12 protein-coding genes are annotated in these 15,135 nt (G+C 61.8%); 7 read left to right on the top strand and 5 right to left on the bottom strand.

All coding sequences use genetic code 11. The features are described from left to right. Nucleotides 1-50: 50 nt before the first annotated feature. The 7 genes from FHT87_RS14610 to FHT87_RS14580 all read left to right on the top strand — a co-directional run bounded on the left by FHT87_RS14610 (nt 51) and on the right by FHT87_RS14580 (nt 10,054). Entirely contained in the window at nt 51-2,159 is a 2,109-nt protein-coding gene (locus FHT87_RS14610; protein ID WP_183803980.1) for an alpha-amylase family protein, read from the top strand. A 107-nt stretch (nt 2,160-2,266) separates the two neighbouring features. After that, nucleotides 2,267-3,253, top strand: coding sequence for an ABC transporter permease (locus tag FHT87_RS14605; protein ID WP_183732417.1), 987 nt, complete (start codon nt 2,267-2,269; stop codon nt 3,251-3,253). Nucleotides 3,254-3,263: 10 nt separating this feature from the next. Then, the gene (locus tag FHT87_RS14600) at nt 3,264-4,451 is read left to right on the top strand and encodes an ABC transporter permease (RefSeq protein WP_183802870.1); all 1,188 of its coding nucleotides are present in this window, start codon (nt 3,264-3,266) and stop codon (nt 4,449-4,451) included. 9 nt (nt 4,452-4,460) lie between these two features. Further along, a complete protein-coding gene (locus FHT87_RS14595; RefSeq protein WP_183732423.1) occupies nt 4,461-6,170 on the top strand; it encodes an ABC transporter ATP-binding protein in 1,710 nt (569 codons plus the stop codon). A gap of 10 nt (nt 6,171-6,180) precedes the next feature. Further along, the gene (gene otnI, locus FHT87_RS14590; protein ID WP_183802868.1) at nt 6,181-6,960 is read left to right on the top strand and encodes a 2-oxo-tetronate isomerase; all 780 of its coding nucleotides are present in this window, start codon (nt 6,181-6,183) and stop codon (nt 6,958-6,960) included. Nucleotides 6,961-6,967: 7 nt separating this feature from the next. Further along, nucleotides 6,968-7,843 carry a 2-hydroxy-3-oxopropionate reductase gene (locus FHT87_RS14585; protein WP_183802865.1) on the top strand — a complete coding sequence of 292 codons (876 nt, stop codon included), beginning with the start codon at nt 6,968-6,970 and terminating at the stop codon, nt 7,841-7,843. Nucleotides 7,844-7,951: 108 nt separating this feature from the next. Next, on the top strand, nt 7,952-10,054 hold the full coding sequence (locus tag FHT87_RS14580) for a beta-galactosidase (RefSeq protein WP_183802862.1): 2,103 nt from the start codon (nt 7,952-7,954) through the stop codon (nt 10,052-10,054). Here FHT87_RS14580 and FHT87_RS14575 read toward each other — a convergent pair whose 3' ends face one another. The 5 genes from FHT87_RS14575 to FHT87_RS14555 are packed head-to-tail and all read right to left on the bottom strand — an operon-like array spanning nt 10,055 to nt 15,120. Further along, on the bottom strand, nt 10,055-10,783 hold the full coding sequence (locus FHT87_RS14575) for an ABC transporter ATP-binding protein (RefSeq protein ID WP_183802860.1): 729 nt from the start codon (nt 10,781-10,783) through the stop codon (nt 10,055-10,057). Further along, nucleotides 10,780-11,604: an ABC transporter ATP-binding protein gene (locus tag FHT87_RS14570; protein WP_183802857.1), complete on the bottom strand. Its 825-nt coding sequence runs from the start codon at nt 11,602-11,604 to the stop codon at nt 10,780-10,782. Before FHT87_RS14570 ends, FHT87_RS14575 begins: the two co-directional genes overlap by 4 nt. Then, on the bottom strand, nt 11,597-12,454 hold the full coding sequence (locus FHT87_RS14565; protein ID WP_183802854.1) for an ABC transporter permease: 858 nt from the start codon (nt 12,452-12,454) through the stop codon (nt 11,597-11,599). The genes FHT87_RS14570 and FHT87_RS14565 overlap by 8 nt, the downstream gene beginning before the upstream one ends. After that, nucleotides 12,451-13,533 (bottom strand): ABC transporter permease, encoded by a 1,083-nt coding sequence (locus tag FHT87_RS14560; RefSeq protein ID WP_183802851.1) that lies wholly within the window; start codon nt 13,531-13,533, stop codon nt 12,451-12,453. Before FHT87_RS14560 ends, FHT87_RS14565 begins: the two co-directional genes overlap by 4 nt. Next, nucleotides 13,534-15,120 carry an ABC transporter substrate-binding protein gene (locus FHT87_RS14555; protein ID WP_183802848.1) on the bottom strand — a complete coding sequence of 529 codons (1,587 nt, stop codon included), beginning with the start codon at nt 15,118-15,120 and terminating at the stop codon, nt 13,534-13,536. Between the last annotated feature and the right edge of the window lie 15 nt (nt 15,121-15,135).

Genomic DNA, 15,135 nt, shown 5'->3' with positions numbered 1-15,135 from the left:
GCGCTAGCCGGCGCCGCGGCCCCTCTTTTGCCGATGATTGGATGAAGACGATGCTCGACGCCAGAAGACAGAATACCGACACGCTGCGAACGCCCGACTGGTTCAAGACCGCAACGCGCTGGACCCAGCTCACCTTCGTGGAGGACGACCCGGAGAAATATGATCCGGCCTTCTGGGTCGACGTCTTCAAGCGCACGAAATCGAATGCGGTCTGCCTCAGCGCCGGCGGCTATATCGCCTATTATCCGAGTGAAGTTCCCTATCACTACGTGAGCAAATATCTTGGTGATAAGGACATCTTCGGCGCGCTCGTCGATGCCGCCCGCAAGCTCGACATGCATGTCATGGCCCGCGTCGACCCGCATGCGATCCATGACGATGCCGCCAAGGCTCATCCCGAATGGGTGATGATCAATGCCGATGGCACGCCGCGCCGCCACTGGGCCTATCCGGATGTCTGGGTCACCAATGCTTATGGCGATTACAACACGGTCTTCATGCCTGAGGTCGTCAAGGAAATCGTCCGCAAATACGATATCGATGCCGTCTTCGCCAATCGCTGGCAGGGTCACGGCGTCGATTACAGCGAAGACAGCGCCCGCCGATTCAAGGATATGTTCGGCCACGCTCTGCCGAAAAAGCCCGATGCCGAGGATCCGGCCTGGCAGGCCTGGGTACAGTGGCGCCGCCGGGTTCTGACCGACATGATCGCCCAGTGGGACGATGCGGTCAAAGCGATCCGCCCGCATGCGAGCTTCATCCCCAACATGGGTGGCGCTTCGCTCATGGAATTCGACCTCTCAGTCATCGCCAAACATTGCCCCTTCCTCGTCGTCGATCATCAGGGCCGTAAAGGCCTCGAGCTCGGCTGGTCCGCCGGCCGCAACGGCAAGCGCATCCGCGCCACCTTCCCCGATCGGCCTGTCGTCCTCATCACCTCGATCGGTCCTGAGGAGGAATATCGCTGGAAGGATGCTGTCACCTCGGGCGAGGAGATGCAGCTCTGGATCAACGATGGCACGGCCCATGGCCTCTATGCCTGGTTCACCAAGTTCAATGGTGTCGTGCCAGACAAGCGCTGGGTGGAGCCGGTCGCCGATTCCTTTGCCCTGCAGGCTGCCGTCGAGCCCGTCCTCGAAAGCATGCAACCGACGGCCGAAATCGCTGTCATCGATCCCTCGACCACGCTCCGCCACTGGGCGCCGGAAGAGCGACACAGCGCCGAGAAGCATGATCTCGGTTTCTACCATGCCCTCGTCGAAGCCCGCTTGCCCTTCGAGCTTCTCTCCGATCAGGTTCTGACCAAGGAAAACCTCGACCGGTTCAAACTGATCATTCTCGCCAACGCTTCCTGCCTTTCGAATGCTCAAAACGAGGCGATCCGCGCCTATGTGGAGCGCGGCGGCAGCATTGTCGCCTCCTATGAAACCTCGCTTCGCGACGAATTCGGCAAGAAGCGCAGCGAGTTCGGCCTTTCCGACGTGCTGGGTGCGAAATTCGTCTCCGGCCCGCGCGGCATCGTCAAGAACACCTATGTGGCGCTCTCGGGCGATCATCCGGTCAATCAGGGCTATGACGGTGCCGAGCGCATCATGGGCGGCACGCGTCTCATCCACGCCGACCCCATCGGCAGTGCGACGACGCCCTTCCTCTATGTGCCTGATTTCCCGGACCTCCCGATGGAAGAAGTCTATCCGCGCAAGGCTCCGGAAGGCGCCGGCGTTATCGCCCGTGAAACCGGCAAGGGCGGCCGCACGGTCTATATCCCCTGGAACATCGGCGAAGTCTTCTGGGAAGTCTTCGCCGTCGACCATGGAAGGTTGATTGCTAATGCTGTCCGCTGGGCACTCGGCAAGACCTCACGCGTCACCGTGGTAGGCCCCGGTGTCATCGACATGGCGCTGCGCGAGAGCGCAGAAGGTATAGCCGTCAGCCTCTTCAACCTTACCAACCCGATGATGATGAAGGGGCCGATACGCGAAAATTACTCTCTGGCGGCCCAGACGATTTCGGTGGAAATTCCCCACGCCAAGTCGGTGGCCAAAGCATGGCTTGTCGTTGCCGACCGAGCCGCAAACTTCAGCGTCAAAGATGGCCGCGCACAGGTGGAGATGCCTTCTATCGAACGGCTGGAGGTGCTGCACCTCACCTGGAAATGAGGTGCTGAGACAAGGAGGAGCGCTTTCGGCCTGGAAGGGCCGAAAGCGGATGAAGATCCGAAGGAAGCGTCTGACCCGGCGCTCTCAACGGGAGGAGAAACATTCCGATGCTTGGCTATATTTTCAAGCGCGTGCTCTACATGATCCCGACGTTAATCGGCATGTCGCTGATCTCGTTCCTGATCATCCAGCTGCCGCCGGGTGACTATCTGACTTCGATGATCGCGACGATGAGCGACAGCGGCCAGGCTGTCGATCCCGCACAGATCGAGCGGCTGAAGGAAATCTACGGTTTCGACGATCCCTTCTACATCCAGTATCTGAAGTGGATGTGGGGCATCGTCAGCCGCGGCGATTTCGGCTGGTCCTTCGAATGGAACCAGCCCGTTTCCGGCCTCATATGGGCGCGTATGGGCTCGACGCTGGTCATCTCGCTCCTCAGCCTCCTCTTCGTCTGGATCGTCGCGCTGCCGATCGGCATCTATTCGGCAGTGCGCCGCCATTCGATCAGCGATCACATCTTCACCTTCTTCGGCTTCATCGGCCTTGCCGTGCCGAACTTCATCCTGGCGCTGACGCTGATGTATATCGCCTACCGTTATCTTGGTCAGAGTGTCGGCGGCCTCAACTCCCCCGAATTTGCCGAAGCACCCTGGAGCCTCGCCAAGGTCGGCGACTTCCTCGCCCATCTCTGGATCCCGATCATCATCATCGGCGCGTCAGGCACCGCCGCCCTCATCCGCATCCTGCGCGCCAATCTGACGGACGAGCTGCACAAGCCTTATGTCATCACCGCGCGTGCCAAGGGCCTGCCGGAATACAAGGTGATCATGAAATACCCGGTGCGCATTGCGCTGAACCCCTTCGTCTCGGCGATCGGCTGGGTGCTGCCACATCTCGTCTCCGGCGTTACAATCACCGCCATCGTCCTGAATCTGCCGACCGCAGGCCCGCTGCTCTTCCGCGCGCTGGTCTCGCAGGACATGTATCTCGCCGGCAGCTTCATCCTGCTGCTTTCCGCGCTGACCCTCGTCGGCATGCTCCTGTCGGACCTGCTGCTTGCGCTGCTCGATCCGCGCATCCGGTTCAATTGAGGAGACGCCGATGACGCACGAAACATTCGGAACCCATACCGGCCCCCTGAACGTCGTCGCCGACGGCCCCTCGATTAGCCCGCTGAAGCAGGGCAAGACCGTATCGACAGCGGCCATCGGTCCCTGGCGGCTGATTGCTGGCAAGCTGATCCGCCAAAAGGTGGCGATGGTTGCAGGCGTGATCATCCTTCTTCTTTATCTCATTGGCCTCTTTGCCGAATTCCTGGCGCCTTCCCTGCCCGCGACGTCGAAGCCGCAATATACCTACGCGCCGCCGCAGGGCTTGAGCTTCTTCGTCACCAAGCCGGATGGCAGCTCGGAATTCAATTTCCATGTGAAAGGCTACAAGGTGGAGATCGACAAAGTGGCGCTGAGGCGCACCTTCGTCGTCGACGATAGCAAGGTCGTGCCAGTCGGCTTCTTCGTCAAAGGTCCGGCCTATTATCTATGGGGCCTGATCCCGATGACCACGCATTTCTTCGGTCCGATCAATCCCAATGATCCCATGTACCTGCTTGGCGCCGATCGCCTCGGCCGTGACGTTCTCAGCCGGCTGATCTACGGCACCCGCATTTCCATGTCGATCGGCCTCGTTGGCGTCGCCATGTCGCTGGTGCTCGGCGTCGTACTCGGCTCTATCTCCGGCTTCTACGGTGGCTGGGTGGATACGCTGATCCAGCGCGTGATCGAGGTCGTGAGCGCCATGCCGACCATCCCGCTCTGGCTCGGCCTTGCGGCGGCGATTCCGCTCACATGGTCGCCCGTCAACGTCTATTTCGTCATCACCATCATCGTCTCGCTGCTCGGCTGGACCAGCCTTGCCCGAGAGGTGCGAGGCCGTTTCCTGGCGCTGCGCAGCGAAGATTTCGTCACCGCCGCAAAGCTCGACGGCTCAAGCGAGGCTCGGCTGATTTTCCGCCATATCCTACCGTCGCTGACGAGCCATATCCTCGCCGTCGTCACTCTTGCAGTGCCGACGATGATCGTTGCCGAAACCTCGCTTTCCTTCCTCGGCATCGGCCTCAAACCGCCGGTCGTCAGCTGGGGCGTGCTGCTGCAGGACGCCCAGAATATCCGCACGGTCGCAACCGCGCCCTGGCTGTTGATCTGGCCGTCTCTCGCGGTCGTCATTGCCGTCCTGTCCTTCAACTTCTTCGGCGACGGCCTGCGCGATGCAGCCGATCCCTATGACAATTGAGGAGAAGCTATGACCGATCTTCCCGATGACGTCGCTCTCTCCGTTGAAAATCTCTCGATCGATTTCCGGCTGCGCACGCATATCCTGCATGCCGTCGAGGATGTCAGCTTCCAGCTGAAGCGCGGCCAGACGCTTTGCCTCGTCGGTGAAAGCGGCTCGGGCAAGAGTGTCACGGCCCGCTCGCTGCTGCAGATCGTCGACAAGCCCGGCGCCATCGTAGGGGGCCGCATCCTGCTGAGAAACGGCAGCGAAATCACCGATATCGCCACTCTTCAGCCCGGCAGTCGCGCCATGCGGGAGATCCGCGGCCGGCGCATTGGCTTGATCTTCCAGGAACCGATGAGCTCCCTCTCTCCGGTCCACACGATCGGCTCGCAGATCATCGAGGCGATCCGCCTGCACAGCAATCTCGACAAGAAGGCGGCACGCGCCCACATGGTCGAGCTGCTGCGACAGGTGGAAATCCCCAATCCCGACAAGATGGCCGACCGCTATACGTTCGAATTCTCCGGCGGCATGCGCCAGCGCGCCATGATCGCCATGGCGCTTGCCGGCAATCCCGATATCCTGATCGCCGACGAGCCGACCACCGCTCTCGACGTGACGACACAGGCCGAAATCCTCGACCTTATCAAGCGCCTGCAGGTCGATCGCGGCATGGCGATGTTGCTCATCACGCATGATATGGGCGTGGTGGCCGAAGTGGCGGATGATGTCGCCGTCATGCGCTTCGGCCATATCGTCGAGCGCGGCTCGGTCGATGAGATCTACCATGCCGCCACCCATCCCTATACGCGCCAGTTGCTGACATCGACGGTAAAGCTCAGCCATCACGTCGAAGGCAGACTGCCGCCCATCGCATTGTCCTCGGAAGCGCCGCAGCCGATCCTTTCAGTGCGCAATCTCAGCAAGACCTTCGGCTGGCATGGCAACGCCAATACGCTGCGCGCCGTCGATGACGCCAATTTTGACCTCTATCCCGGCGAAAATCTCGGCATCGTCGGCGAAAGCGGTTCCGGCAAAACGACGCTCGGCCGCTTGATTCTGCGTACCGTCGAGCCGACGACCGGTACCGTCCTCTATCGTGACAAGGATGGCGGTGAGACCGACGTCATCAAGCTCGGCAAGAAGGAACTGCGCAATTTCCACCGCGAAGTCCGCCTCGTCTTCCAGGATCCCTTCGCCTCGCTCAACCCGCGCATGACCGTCAAGGAAGTGATCGGCGATCCGCTGATCGTCAACGGCCTTGCCAAGGGCAAGGCGCTGGAGGACCGCGTCGCCGAATTGATGCGCCTCGTCGGCCTAGATCCGATGGGCATGGAGCGCTATCCGCACGCCTTCTCGGGAGGCCAGCGCCAGCGCATCGGCATTGCTCGAGCACTCGCGCTCGATCCGCGCATCATCATCGCCGACGAAGCGACGTCGGCGCTCGACGTATCCATCCGCAGCCAGATCCTCGACCTGCTGCTCGATATCCGCCAGCGGCTGAACCTGAGCTTCATCTTCATTTCCCACGACATTTCCGTGGTACGCTACTTCTGTGACCGCGTGGCGGTCATGCATCGCGGCAAGATCGTCGAACTCGGCGAGGCCGAACAGATCTGCACTGCGCCACAGGAAGCCTATACGAAGAGCCTCATTTCCGCCGTTCCCAATCCCGACCCACGCGATAAGCGGATGCTACACCGGCATCGCTTCATCGCTCCCGCCAATGCCTGAGGATGTTCCAGTGCCGAAATTCTCCGCCAATCTTTCCTTCCTCTATCAGGATCTTGCCTTCCTCGATCGTTTCGCCGCCGCCGCAACAGACGGCTTCGGCGCGCTCGAATATCTCGGCCCCTATGCCGAGCCGAAGGAAAAGGTCGCCGATACGCTCAAAGCAAACGGCCTGAAGCAAGCGCTCTTCAACGTGCCCTCGGGAGATTGGGCCAGCGGCGAGCGCGGCATTGCCTGCCTGCCCGATCGTATCGAGGAATTCCGCAACGGCATCTCGCTCGCCCTCGACTACGCCAAGGCGCTCGATTGCCCGCAGGTCAACGTCATCTCCGGCCTCGCGCCAAAGGGGGCCGATCTCGAAACGCTGGAAAAAGCACTGGTGGAGAACCTGAAATATGCAGCACGGCGCACGGCCGATGCAGGCGTGAAGCTGTTGATCGAGCCGATCAACTTGCGCGATATCCCCGGCTTTTTCCTGTCGACAACCGATCATGCCGAGCGCATCCTCGAAAAGGTCGGCTCCGACAATCTCTACATCCAGTATGATTTCTATCACATGCAGATCATGCAGGGCGACCTGATCCCGACCTTCACACGGCTCAAGGACCGGATCGCCCATGTGCAGATCGCCGACAATCCCGGCCGCAACGAACCCGGCACGGGCGAGATCAATTACGGCTTCATCCTCTCCGAACTCGACCGCCTCGGCTATGACGGCTGGGTCGGCTGCGAATACAAGCCGAAGGCAGGCACCAGCGAAGGCCTCGGCTGGATGAAACCCTATCGGAAGTGAGCACGACATGAATATCGGTTTTATCGGACTGGGCGTCATGGGCCGCCCGATGGCGGAACACCTGATCTATGCCGACCATACGCTGCATCTGAGCCGCGTGAAGGAAGCCTCGCAGCATCTCGTCACCAAGGGCGGGAAGGCCGCACATAGCGCCAGGGCTGTCGCGGAAGCCTCCGACATCATCATCCTGATGCTGCCGGATACGCCCGATGTCGAAGCGGTGCTCTTCGGTGAAGACGGCGTGGCTTCCGGCCTTTCCGCCGGCAAGCTCGTGATCGACATGAGCTCGATCTCTCCCGTCGCCACCAAGGGCTTTGCCAAGCGCATCGAAGCCCTCGGCTGCGACTATCTCGATGCGCCCGTCTCCGGCGGTGAAGTCGGCGCCAAGGCCGCCTCGCTGACGATCATGATCGGTGGCAAGGAGGCCGCCTTCGAGCGCGCCCGACCGCTCTTCGAGAAGATGGGCAAGAACATCACGCTGGTCGGTGGGGTCGGCGACGGCCAGACGGCCAAGGTCGCCAACCAGATCATCGTGGGTCTCACCATCGAGGCCGTCTCCGAAGCGCTGCTCTTTGCCAAGCGCGCCGGCGCCGATCCGGCCAAGGTGCGCGCAGCCCTCATGGGCGGTTTTGCCGCCTCGCGCATCCTCGAAGTCCATGGCGAGCGCATGGTCAAGGAAACCTTCGAACCGGGCTTCCGCATCCGCCTGCACCGCAAGGACATGACGCTTGCGGTTGACGCCGCCCGTGCGCTCGACCTTTCGCTGCCGAACACGGCAGCCACCCAACAGCTCATGAATGCCGCTGTTGCCAATGGCGACGGCGAACGCGACCATTCCGCCCTTATCCGCACGCTCGAACTCCTCGCCGGAGGGCCGCGCTAGATCAGGACCACCTAGAACACCCGGACGACATCTTCGATTGCCTCCTGCCGGAGCCTTTTCTCCGGACGGCGAAGCCATGTCCGGACATCGATAGAGAAGGACAGGACAATGCTTAGAAACGATATCCAATTCCCTTTCGGCGCCGTCTATTTTCGCAAGTCCAATCCGCCGCGCGACGATTGGGAACGCGACTACACGACGGCAGGCGAAGATGGCCTGAACATCTTCCGCCACTGGTTCATGTGGAGTGCGATCGAAGTGGCTCCCGGCATCTACGACTGGGAAGAATATGACCGCCAGCTCGATCTCGCCGCCAAGAACGGCATCAAGACCGTCATTGCCGAACTCATCCATGCCGTGCCGGACTGGGCCGTGCGCAAATATGCCGATGCCCTGCAGGTTAATGCCGACGGCACCAAGCTCGGCTCCTACATGGGCGTCTCGGCAGCGACCGGCGGCTTCTCCAACAATGGCGGCGGCGCTGGTGCACTGACGCTGAACTGCCCCGAGGTAAAGGAAGCCGCCGGCAAATTCCTGACCGCACTTGCCACCCGCTACAAGGACCATCCGGCGATCTACGGCTACGACGTCTGGAACGAGGTCAACTATTCCGCCGATGTCGACTACAGCCGCTATGCCAAGGCTGCCTTCCGCAAATGGCTGGAGAAGAAATATGGCAGCCTGAAAGTGCTCGCCAAAGCCTGGCACCGCTACAGCTACGCCGAATGGGACGATGTCGAGCCGCCGGTCCACATGGCTCCCTACCCGGAGTGCATCGACTGGCTACAGTTCAAGCGCGACAATTTCTATGGCCAGATGCAATGGCGCATCGACACGATCCGCGCCGTCGATCAGAAGAATGTAATTGCCGCGCACGGCATATCAGGCGCGATCCCGAACATGGCCGCCAACGGCTGCGACGACTGGCTCGCCGCCTCCAAGGTGGAAATCTACGGCTTCACCTGGATCCAGGCCCGCAAGGGCACCGAACCCTGGAAGACCTGGTACGGCGTCGATATCAACCGCGCCGCCGCCCGCGGCAAACCCTTCTGGCATGCCGAGCGTCAGGGCGGCCCGCTCTGGCTGCAGCCGCAGGTAATCGGCCGCGACAAGGAAGACGGCCGCGTCGCCGAGCCCGAGGATATCCGCATCTGGAGCATGACTTCCTTTGCCGGTGGCGCTCGCGGCGTGCTGAACCTGCGCTGGCGCCCGCTGCTCGACGGCCCGCTCTTCGGCGCCTTCGGCGCCTATGGCATGGACGGCAACCGCACGCCGCGCTCCGACATGCAGAGCGCCATGGCGAAATGGGCGAACGACCCGGCACAGAAGACGCTCTGGGACGCAAAGCCGGTGCGTGGCGAAGTCGGCATTCTCGTCGTTCCCGAAACGCAGGAATGGGATTACCTGCTGAATTACGACCGCAAGGAAAAGCCCTATCCGGAAGCCATGTGGGGCGCCTATCGCGCCTTCCTCGCACAGGGGCTGCAGCCGGATTGGGTCCATATCGACGACATCGACGCCTACGATTTCCTCTATTTCCCCTACCCGATCATGTTTACCGTCGAACAGGCAGCGCGCCTCAAGGCCTGGGTGGAAAAGGGCGGCACGCTGATTGCCGAAGCCTGCCCCGGCTATTTCGGTGACCGCGGCCAGGTCGGCCAGGTGCAGCCGAATATGGGGCTCGACGAGGTCTTCGGTGCCCGCGAGGAAGAAGTGGAATTCATGCCCGATATCGGCAACCGTATCCACTTCAAGTTCGACGACTTAGCCGTCGATGGCGGCGGTCTCCTCCAGTCTTACCGCCCGACCAGCGGCACCGGCCGTGGCACGTTCGACGGCGGGCGTCTCGCCGTCGTCGAAAACCGCTTCGGCAAGGGCCGCACCCTGCTGATCGGCACCAATCCCTCGGTCGCCTTCTACCGCACGGACGGCAAGGCCAATGCCGCCTTCTTCGCCGAACTTGTGGAGTGGAGCGGCAGGGTGCGTCATGTGACGCTTTCCAATGATGCGGTCTTCGCCCGCATCCACAAGGGCGAAAAGGGCAGCTTCCTCTGGCTGGTCAATCCGACGCGCAAGCCCCAGACGACGACAGTCACGCTTGCAAACGGGAAACTGTCAGGCGGCAAGCCCGCCTGGCCGGTAAACCATGCCTATGATGCCGAGCGTATCGAAGTGCCGGCTCGCGATGTGCTGATCCTGCCGATCGCCTGACTAGCGGACAGAAAGCTGCTCGACCCAGCCGCCTTGCGAAAGCGCGGCGCGGTCGAGTTCGCTTTCGATGTGACCGGCTTGCATCAGCACGGCCCGGTCGCACATATGCGCGACGACACCAGGATCGTGGCTGACGAGCACGAAAGTCATCCCATGCGAGGTCTTCAGGTCGTTCAGCAGGTTCAGGATTTCGGCCTGCACCGAGACATCGAGCGCCGAGGTTGGCTCATCGAGCAGCAGCAGCTTCGGCTTCAGGAGCAGCGCACGGGCAATTGCCACGCGCTGCCGCTGCCCGCCGGAAAGCTGGTGCGGATAACGCCCGGCGGCAGCAGCCGGCAGGCCGACCTGATCGAGCGCGATGCACACCTCTTCCTCGACATTGCGGATGCCACGCAGCGCCAACGGCTCGCCCAGAATACGGGAAATGCGATGGCGCGGATGCAGCGAGGAATAGGGATCCTGAAACACCATCTGGATATTGGAGCGCAGCGCGCCGGTAATCTTCCGACCCGGCAGCAAGGCCTCATCGAAGACCGTGATGGAGCCGTGCCAGTTGATATTCAGCCCGGCAACGGCACGCAGCGCCGTCGTCTTGCCGCAGCCGGATGGGCCGATAAGCCCGAAGGTCTCGCCCGGCGCGACCTCGAAGCTGACGCCACGTACGGCGGTAAAACCCTTGCCGCTGCTTTGAAAAGTCACGGAAAGATCGGAAACGGAGAGCGCGCTCATACCTCGCCTCCGTAAACCGGCAGTCGCGTGCCGTAGGTCGCAGCCGAAGGCCGCGCCGCCCAGAGCGCCCGCGTATAATCCGATCTGGCATTGGCAAGATCGGCCGACGCCATCTGCTCCTCGATCTTGCCGTGCCGCATGACCATGACGCGATCGGCATAACGCGAGACCTGCCGCAGATCATGGCTGATGAGCAGCAATCCCATGCCGAACTCTTCGCTTAGCGACCGCAGCAGCGTCAGGATCTGGTCCTGCAAGCCGCGGTCGAGCGCCGAAGTCGGCTCGTCGGCGATCAAGAGCTTCGGCCGGTTGATCAGCATGGCGGCGATCATCACCCGCTGCCCCATGCCGCCGGAAAGAGCCGCCGGATAACTCGAATAGACACGCTGCGGATCGGGAAGGCCAACCTTGTCTAGCATGTCGAGCGCCCGCTCGCGCCTTTCGGAAGCCGAGAGCTTCGTGTGCAGAAGCAGCGCCTCTTCCACCTGTCGGCCGACCTTATGGGCCGGATTCAGCGAATATTTCGGATCCTGGAGAATTAGCCCGAGACCACTGCCGCGCAACCTGTTCCAGCCGGATGCGGACAGCGTCGTCAGTTCCTGCCCGTCGAAACTGAGGCGTTTTGCTCGCACCTCCGCCCGACGCGGCAAGAGCCCCATGATCGCCCGGCCCGTCATCGACTTGCCGGAGCCGGATTCGCCGACGAGCGCCACGACCTCGCGCCCGACCGAGAAGGAGATACCGTCGACAACACGCACCGACCCTGCCTCCGATGGAAAGGCGATCGACAGATCCTTAACGGAAAGCAGCGGCTCAATCATGGCGCGGATCCAGGATATCGCGCAGGCCATCGGCCAGCAGGTTGAACGCAAAGGAGGTGATCAGGATGGCAAAGCCCGGCACGGCCGCCACCCACCACTGATCGAAGATCACCTGCGTGCCCTCCGAGACCATCGAGCCCCATTCCGCCGTCGGCGGACGAACACCGAGACCGAGAAAACCAAGGCCGGCAGCGGCAAGAATGATGCCCGAGAGGTCGAGTGCCAGACGAATGATCGCGGAGGGCAGCACTAGCGGCAGGATATGCCCCCAGAGCAGCCGCACGCCGCGGATACCGACCATTTCGGCCGCCGCCAGATAATCGCTGCGTCTGAGCGCCGCAGTCTCGACGCGGGCCTGGCGCGCATAGGCGGGCCAACTCGTCAGCGCCAGCGCCAGCGCGCCGTTGATCAGCCCCGGCCCCATGATGGCAACGAAGGCGAAGGCGAGCAGAAGCCGCGGGAAGGACATGACGATATCGGTGATCCGCATCAAAACGCGCTCGACCATCCCGCCGAAGAAGCCCGAGAGAATGCCGACGAGAATGCCGAGCGGAGCCATCAGTAGCACCACGACAAGCACGAGCAACAATGTCGGCCGCGCGCCATAGATAATGCGCGAGAGAATATCCCGTCCGAAACCGTCGGTGCCCAACCAATGCGCAGAACTCGGCGGCATCAGGCGATTGGCCGTTTCCTGCAGGTTCGGATCATAGGATGTAATCAGCGGCGCCAGTATGGCCAGCACCAGAATGAGGAGAACGACCGCGCTGCCCACCGCCGCCGAGGGCGAGCGCAGGATGCGGCGTAGGAAGGATGGACCGCCGAGCGGTGCCTGTACGATGGCGCTCATCGTTTCTTCCCAGATTCCAGCCACGCGACACCGAGATCGGTCAGCGCATTGAGAAGCACGAAGGAGGCGCCGACGACCAGCGTCGCGCCAAGGATCGCCGGCATGTCACCGGCAAACATCGCCGTCGTCAGATAGCGGCCGATGCCCGGCCAGGCAAAGACCGTCTCGGTCAGCACCGCACCTTCCAGAAGGCTGGCATAGGAAAGGGCAATCACCGTCAGCAGCGTCCCGGAGATATTCGGCAGGATGTGAACGAAGATGATGCGACGCAGGCTCGCCCCTTTGGCTCGCGCGGTCGTCACATATTCCTGTCCAAGCTCGGTGAGGATCGCGGCACGCGTCAGCCGCGAAATCGCGGCAAGTGCATGAAAAGCCAGTACGATCGCCGGCAGCGCCAAATGAGCCAGCGCATCGCGAAAGGCACCCGCCTTCCCCGATATCCAGGTATCAACAAGCGCAAAGCCGGTGACGGATTTGACAGTATATTGAAAGACCACATCCGCCCTGCCTGGTCCCGGCGCCCAGTGCAGCCGCGCATAGAACAGCAGCAGCATCAACAGGCCAAGCCAGAAGATCGGCACGGAGTAACCGAAGAGTGAGACGAAACGGGCGAGACCATCCACCCACGTTCCCTGCCGTATGGCGGCGGTGATGCCGAGCGCAAGACCGATGACGGCACCAAGAATGATCGCCGCCGTCGCAAGCTCGATCGTTGCCGGGAAAGTGCGGGCGATATCCTTTGCAACCGGCTGCCCGGTCGAGATCGACTGGCCGAAATTTCCAGACAGCGCCTTCTCGACATAGCGGAAAAACTGTACCGGCAGCGGCTGATCGAGCCCGAGTTCGAGCCGCGCCTGCTCATAAGTCGACTGGCTGGCATGATCGCCGACGAGCTGCAGCGCCGGATCGATCGGTGACAGCCGCGTCATCGCGAAGGTCACCAGCGCCAGCCCGAAGAGCGTCAGTCCAAAGGACCACAGCCATTTCGAAAGCGGCCAGACGAACGACAACTCCCGCCAGCTGTTGCGCTGGCGGGAGTTGGTCATGTCGGCATTATCAGTCGTTGCCGTTTGCGGCACTTATTTCGCTACCTTGTCGTAATAGACCTGGTCTGCATTGAGACCTTGGGCATAGTTCTTCACCTTCTCGCTTAGCACGACCTGGTCATTGCCTTGAAGCATGAAAACGAAGGGCGAGCTTGCCTGGATCTTCTTCTGCAGATCCTGATAGAGCGCAGCGCGCTTGGCGGCATCCTGCTCCTTGACGGCTGCAAGCGTCTCGTCGGTCAGTTCCGGGATCACCCAGCCGGCCTGCTTGGCAACGGTATTGGCCGAGTTGTCCTTGTTGATCGCAAAGGCGCTGGCGTTGGAGTGCGCGTCGAAATAATCCGGGATCCAGTAGCGCAGCGTCATCTCGAACTTGCCGGCGCGGCCGCGGGCATAGATGTCGGTCGCAACACCCGGCTGGATATCAAGCGTGATACCGGCTTGGGCGAAGGTGGACTGCAGCGACTGGGCGATCGACAGGAACGGCTGGTCGTTGAAGACGATGAATTCGATCTTGAACGGCGTCTTGATACCGGCGTCGGCAAGAACCTTCTTCGCCTTTTCGACATCGAGCTTGAAGGGCGTGTCGCTGAGCGCGCCCGGGAAGCCGTTCGGCAGGAAGGCCTGATGAACGCTGCTCTGGCCGCGCAGCAGATTCTTGGTAATGCCGTCATAATCGACGAGATAACGCGCCGCTTCCCAGAAAGCCGGGTTGCCGAGCGTCGGGTTCGCCTTGCTGTTCAGCAGGATATAGTCCTGGCGGGCCGAGGGCACGGAAAGCACCTTGATGCCGCTCTTGTCCTTCAGTGCTTCGATCTGGTCGGCAGACAGGCCGCGGGCAATATCGGCATCGCCCTGCTCCACGAGCAGGCGGCGGGCACCGACGTCAGGCACGTTGCGGATGATGACGCTTTCGAGCGTCGGCTTGTCGGAGGAATTGGCATTGGCCTGCAGCACCAGCGCCTCATGCGGCGTGTAGGTGGCGATCGTATAAGCGCCGCTGCCGGCCGAGTTGGTCTTCAGCCAGCCATTGCCGAAGTCATTGTCCTTGGCCTGCGGCGAAACCGTCTGCTCATCGACGATGGAGGCAATCGGTGCCGTCAGGATCGAGAGCGCGAAGCCGGAGCCGACATCCGCCGTCCAGGTGAGCTTGACATGCTTGTCGTCAACCTTGGTGATCGCGGCATCGACATTGTCGGCCTTCCAGCCGAGTTCGTTGAGGATGAAGGCCGGCGACTTGTTGAGCTTCACGGCGCGCGTCAGCGAGAAGATCACGTCTTCGGGGCGAACCGGATTGCCGGAGGCGAACTTGGCGTCGGCGAGCGTAAAGGTCAGGCTCCTGCCATCGCTTCCGGCTTCCCAGGAAGCGGCAAGGGCTGCTTCGATCTTCGTGCCGTCATCGCGGTTGGACTGAACGAGGCGCTGGTAGAGGTTGTTGAAGGACTGAACGGTCGTGAGCTCAAAGCCTTCTGCCGGGTCGAAGCTGACGGCATCGTCGATCGACTGGGCGACGACGAGAACATTCGCAGGCGTTTCGGCGTGAACGGCCGGCGCGCTGAAAGCCAGCGCCAGGCTGAAGACGGTGCCGAGCAGCTTGGCGCGACTGGAAATGATGGACATGGAAAACTCCCCTCG

The sequence above is a fragment of the Rhizobium sp. BK316 genome (assembly GCF_014193695.1).
Classification (GTDB): domain Bacteria; phylum Pseudomonadota; class Alphaproteobacteria; order Rhizobiales; family Rhizobiaceae; genus Rhizobium.
The sequence above is the reverse complement of the archived record's forward strand: the minus strand, read 5'-3'. Positions and strand labels throughout refer to the sequence as shown.

What these genes read in the sequence shown, in the direction of transcription:
- FHT87_RS14610 (WP_183803980.1), top strand. Translation starts at nt 51, where the DNA reads ATGCTCGACGCCAGAAGACAGAATACCGACACGCTGCGAACGCCCGAC.
- FHT87_RS14605 (WP_183732417.1), top strand. Translation starts at nt 2,267, where the DNA reads ATGCTTGGCTATATTTTCAAGCGCGTGCTCTACATGATCCCGACGTTA.
- FHT87_RS14600 (WP_183802870.1), top strand. Translation starts at nt 3,264, where the DNA reads ATGACGCACGAAACATTCGGAACCCATACCGGCCCCCTGAACGTCGTC.
- FHT87_RS14595 (WP_183732423.1), top strand. Translation starts at nt 4,461, where the DNA reads ATGACCGATCTTCCCGATGACGTCGCTCTCTCCGTTGAAAATCTCTCG.
- FHT87_RS14585 (WP_183802865.1), top strand. Translation starts at nt 6,968, where the DNA reads ATGAATATCGGTTTTATCGGACTGGGCGTCATGGGCCGCCCGATGGCG.
- FHT87_RS14580 (WP_183802862.1), top strand. Translation starts at nt 7,952, where the DNA reads ATGCTTAGAAACGATATCCAATTCCCTTTCGGCGCCGTCTATTTTCGC.
- FHT87_RS14575 (WP_183802860.1), bottom strand. Translation starts at nt 10,783, where the DNA reads ATGAGCGCGCTCTCCGTTTCCGATCTTTCCGTGACTTTTCAAAGCAGC.
- FHT87_RS14570 (WP_183802857.1), bottom strand. Translation starts at nt 11,604, where the DNA reads ATGATTGAGCCGCTGCTTTCCGTTAAGGATCTGTCGATCGCCTTTCCA.
- FHT87_RS14565 (WP_183802854.1), bottom strand. Translation starts at nt 12,454, where the DNA reads ATGAGCGCCATCGTACAGGCACCGCTCGGCGGTCCATCCTTCCTACGC.
- FHT87_RS14555 (WP_183802848.1), bottom strand. Translation starts at nt 15,120, where the DNA reads ATGTCCATCATTTCCAGTCGCGCCAAGCTGCTCGGCACCGTCTTCAGC.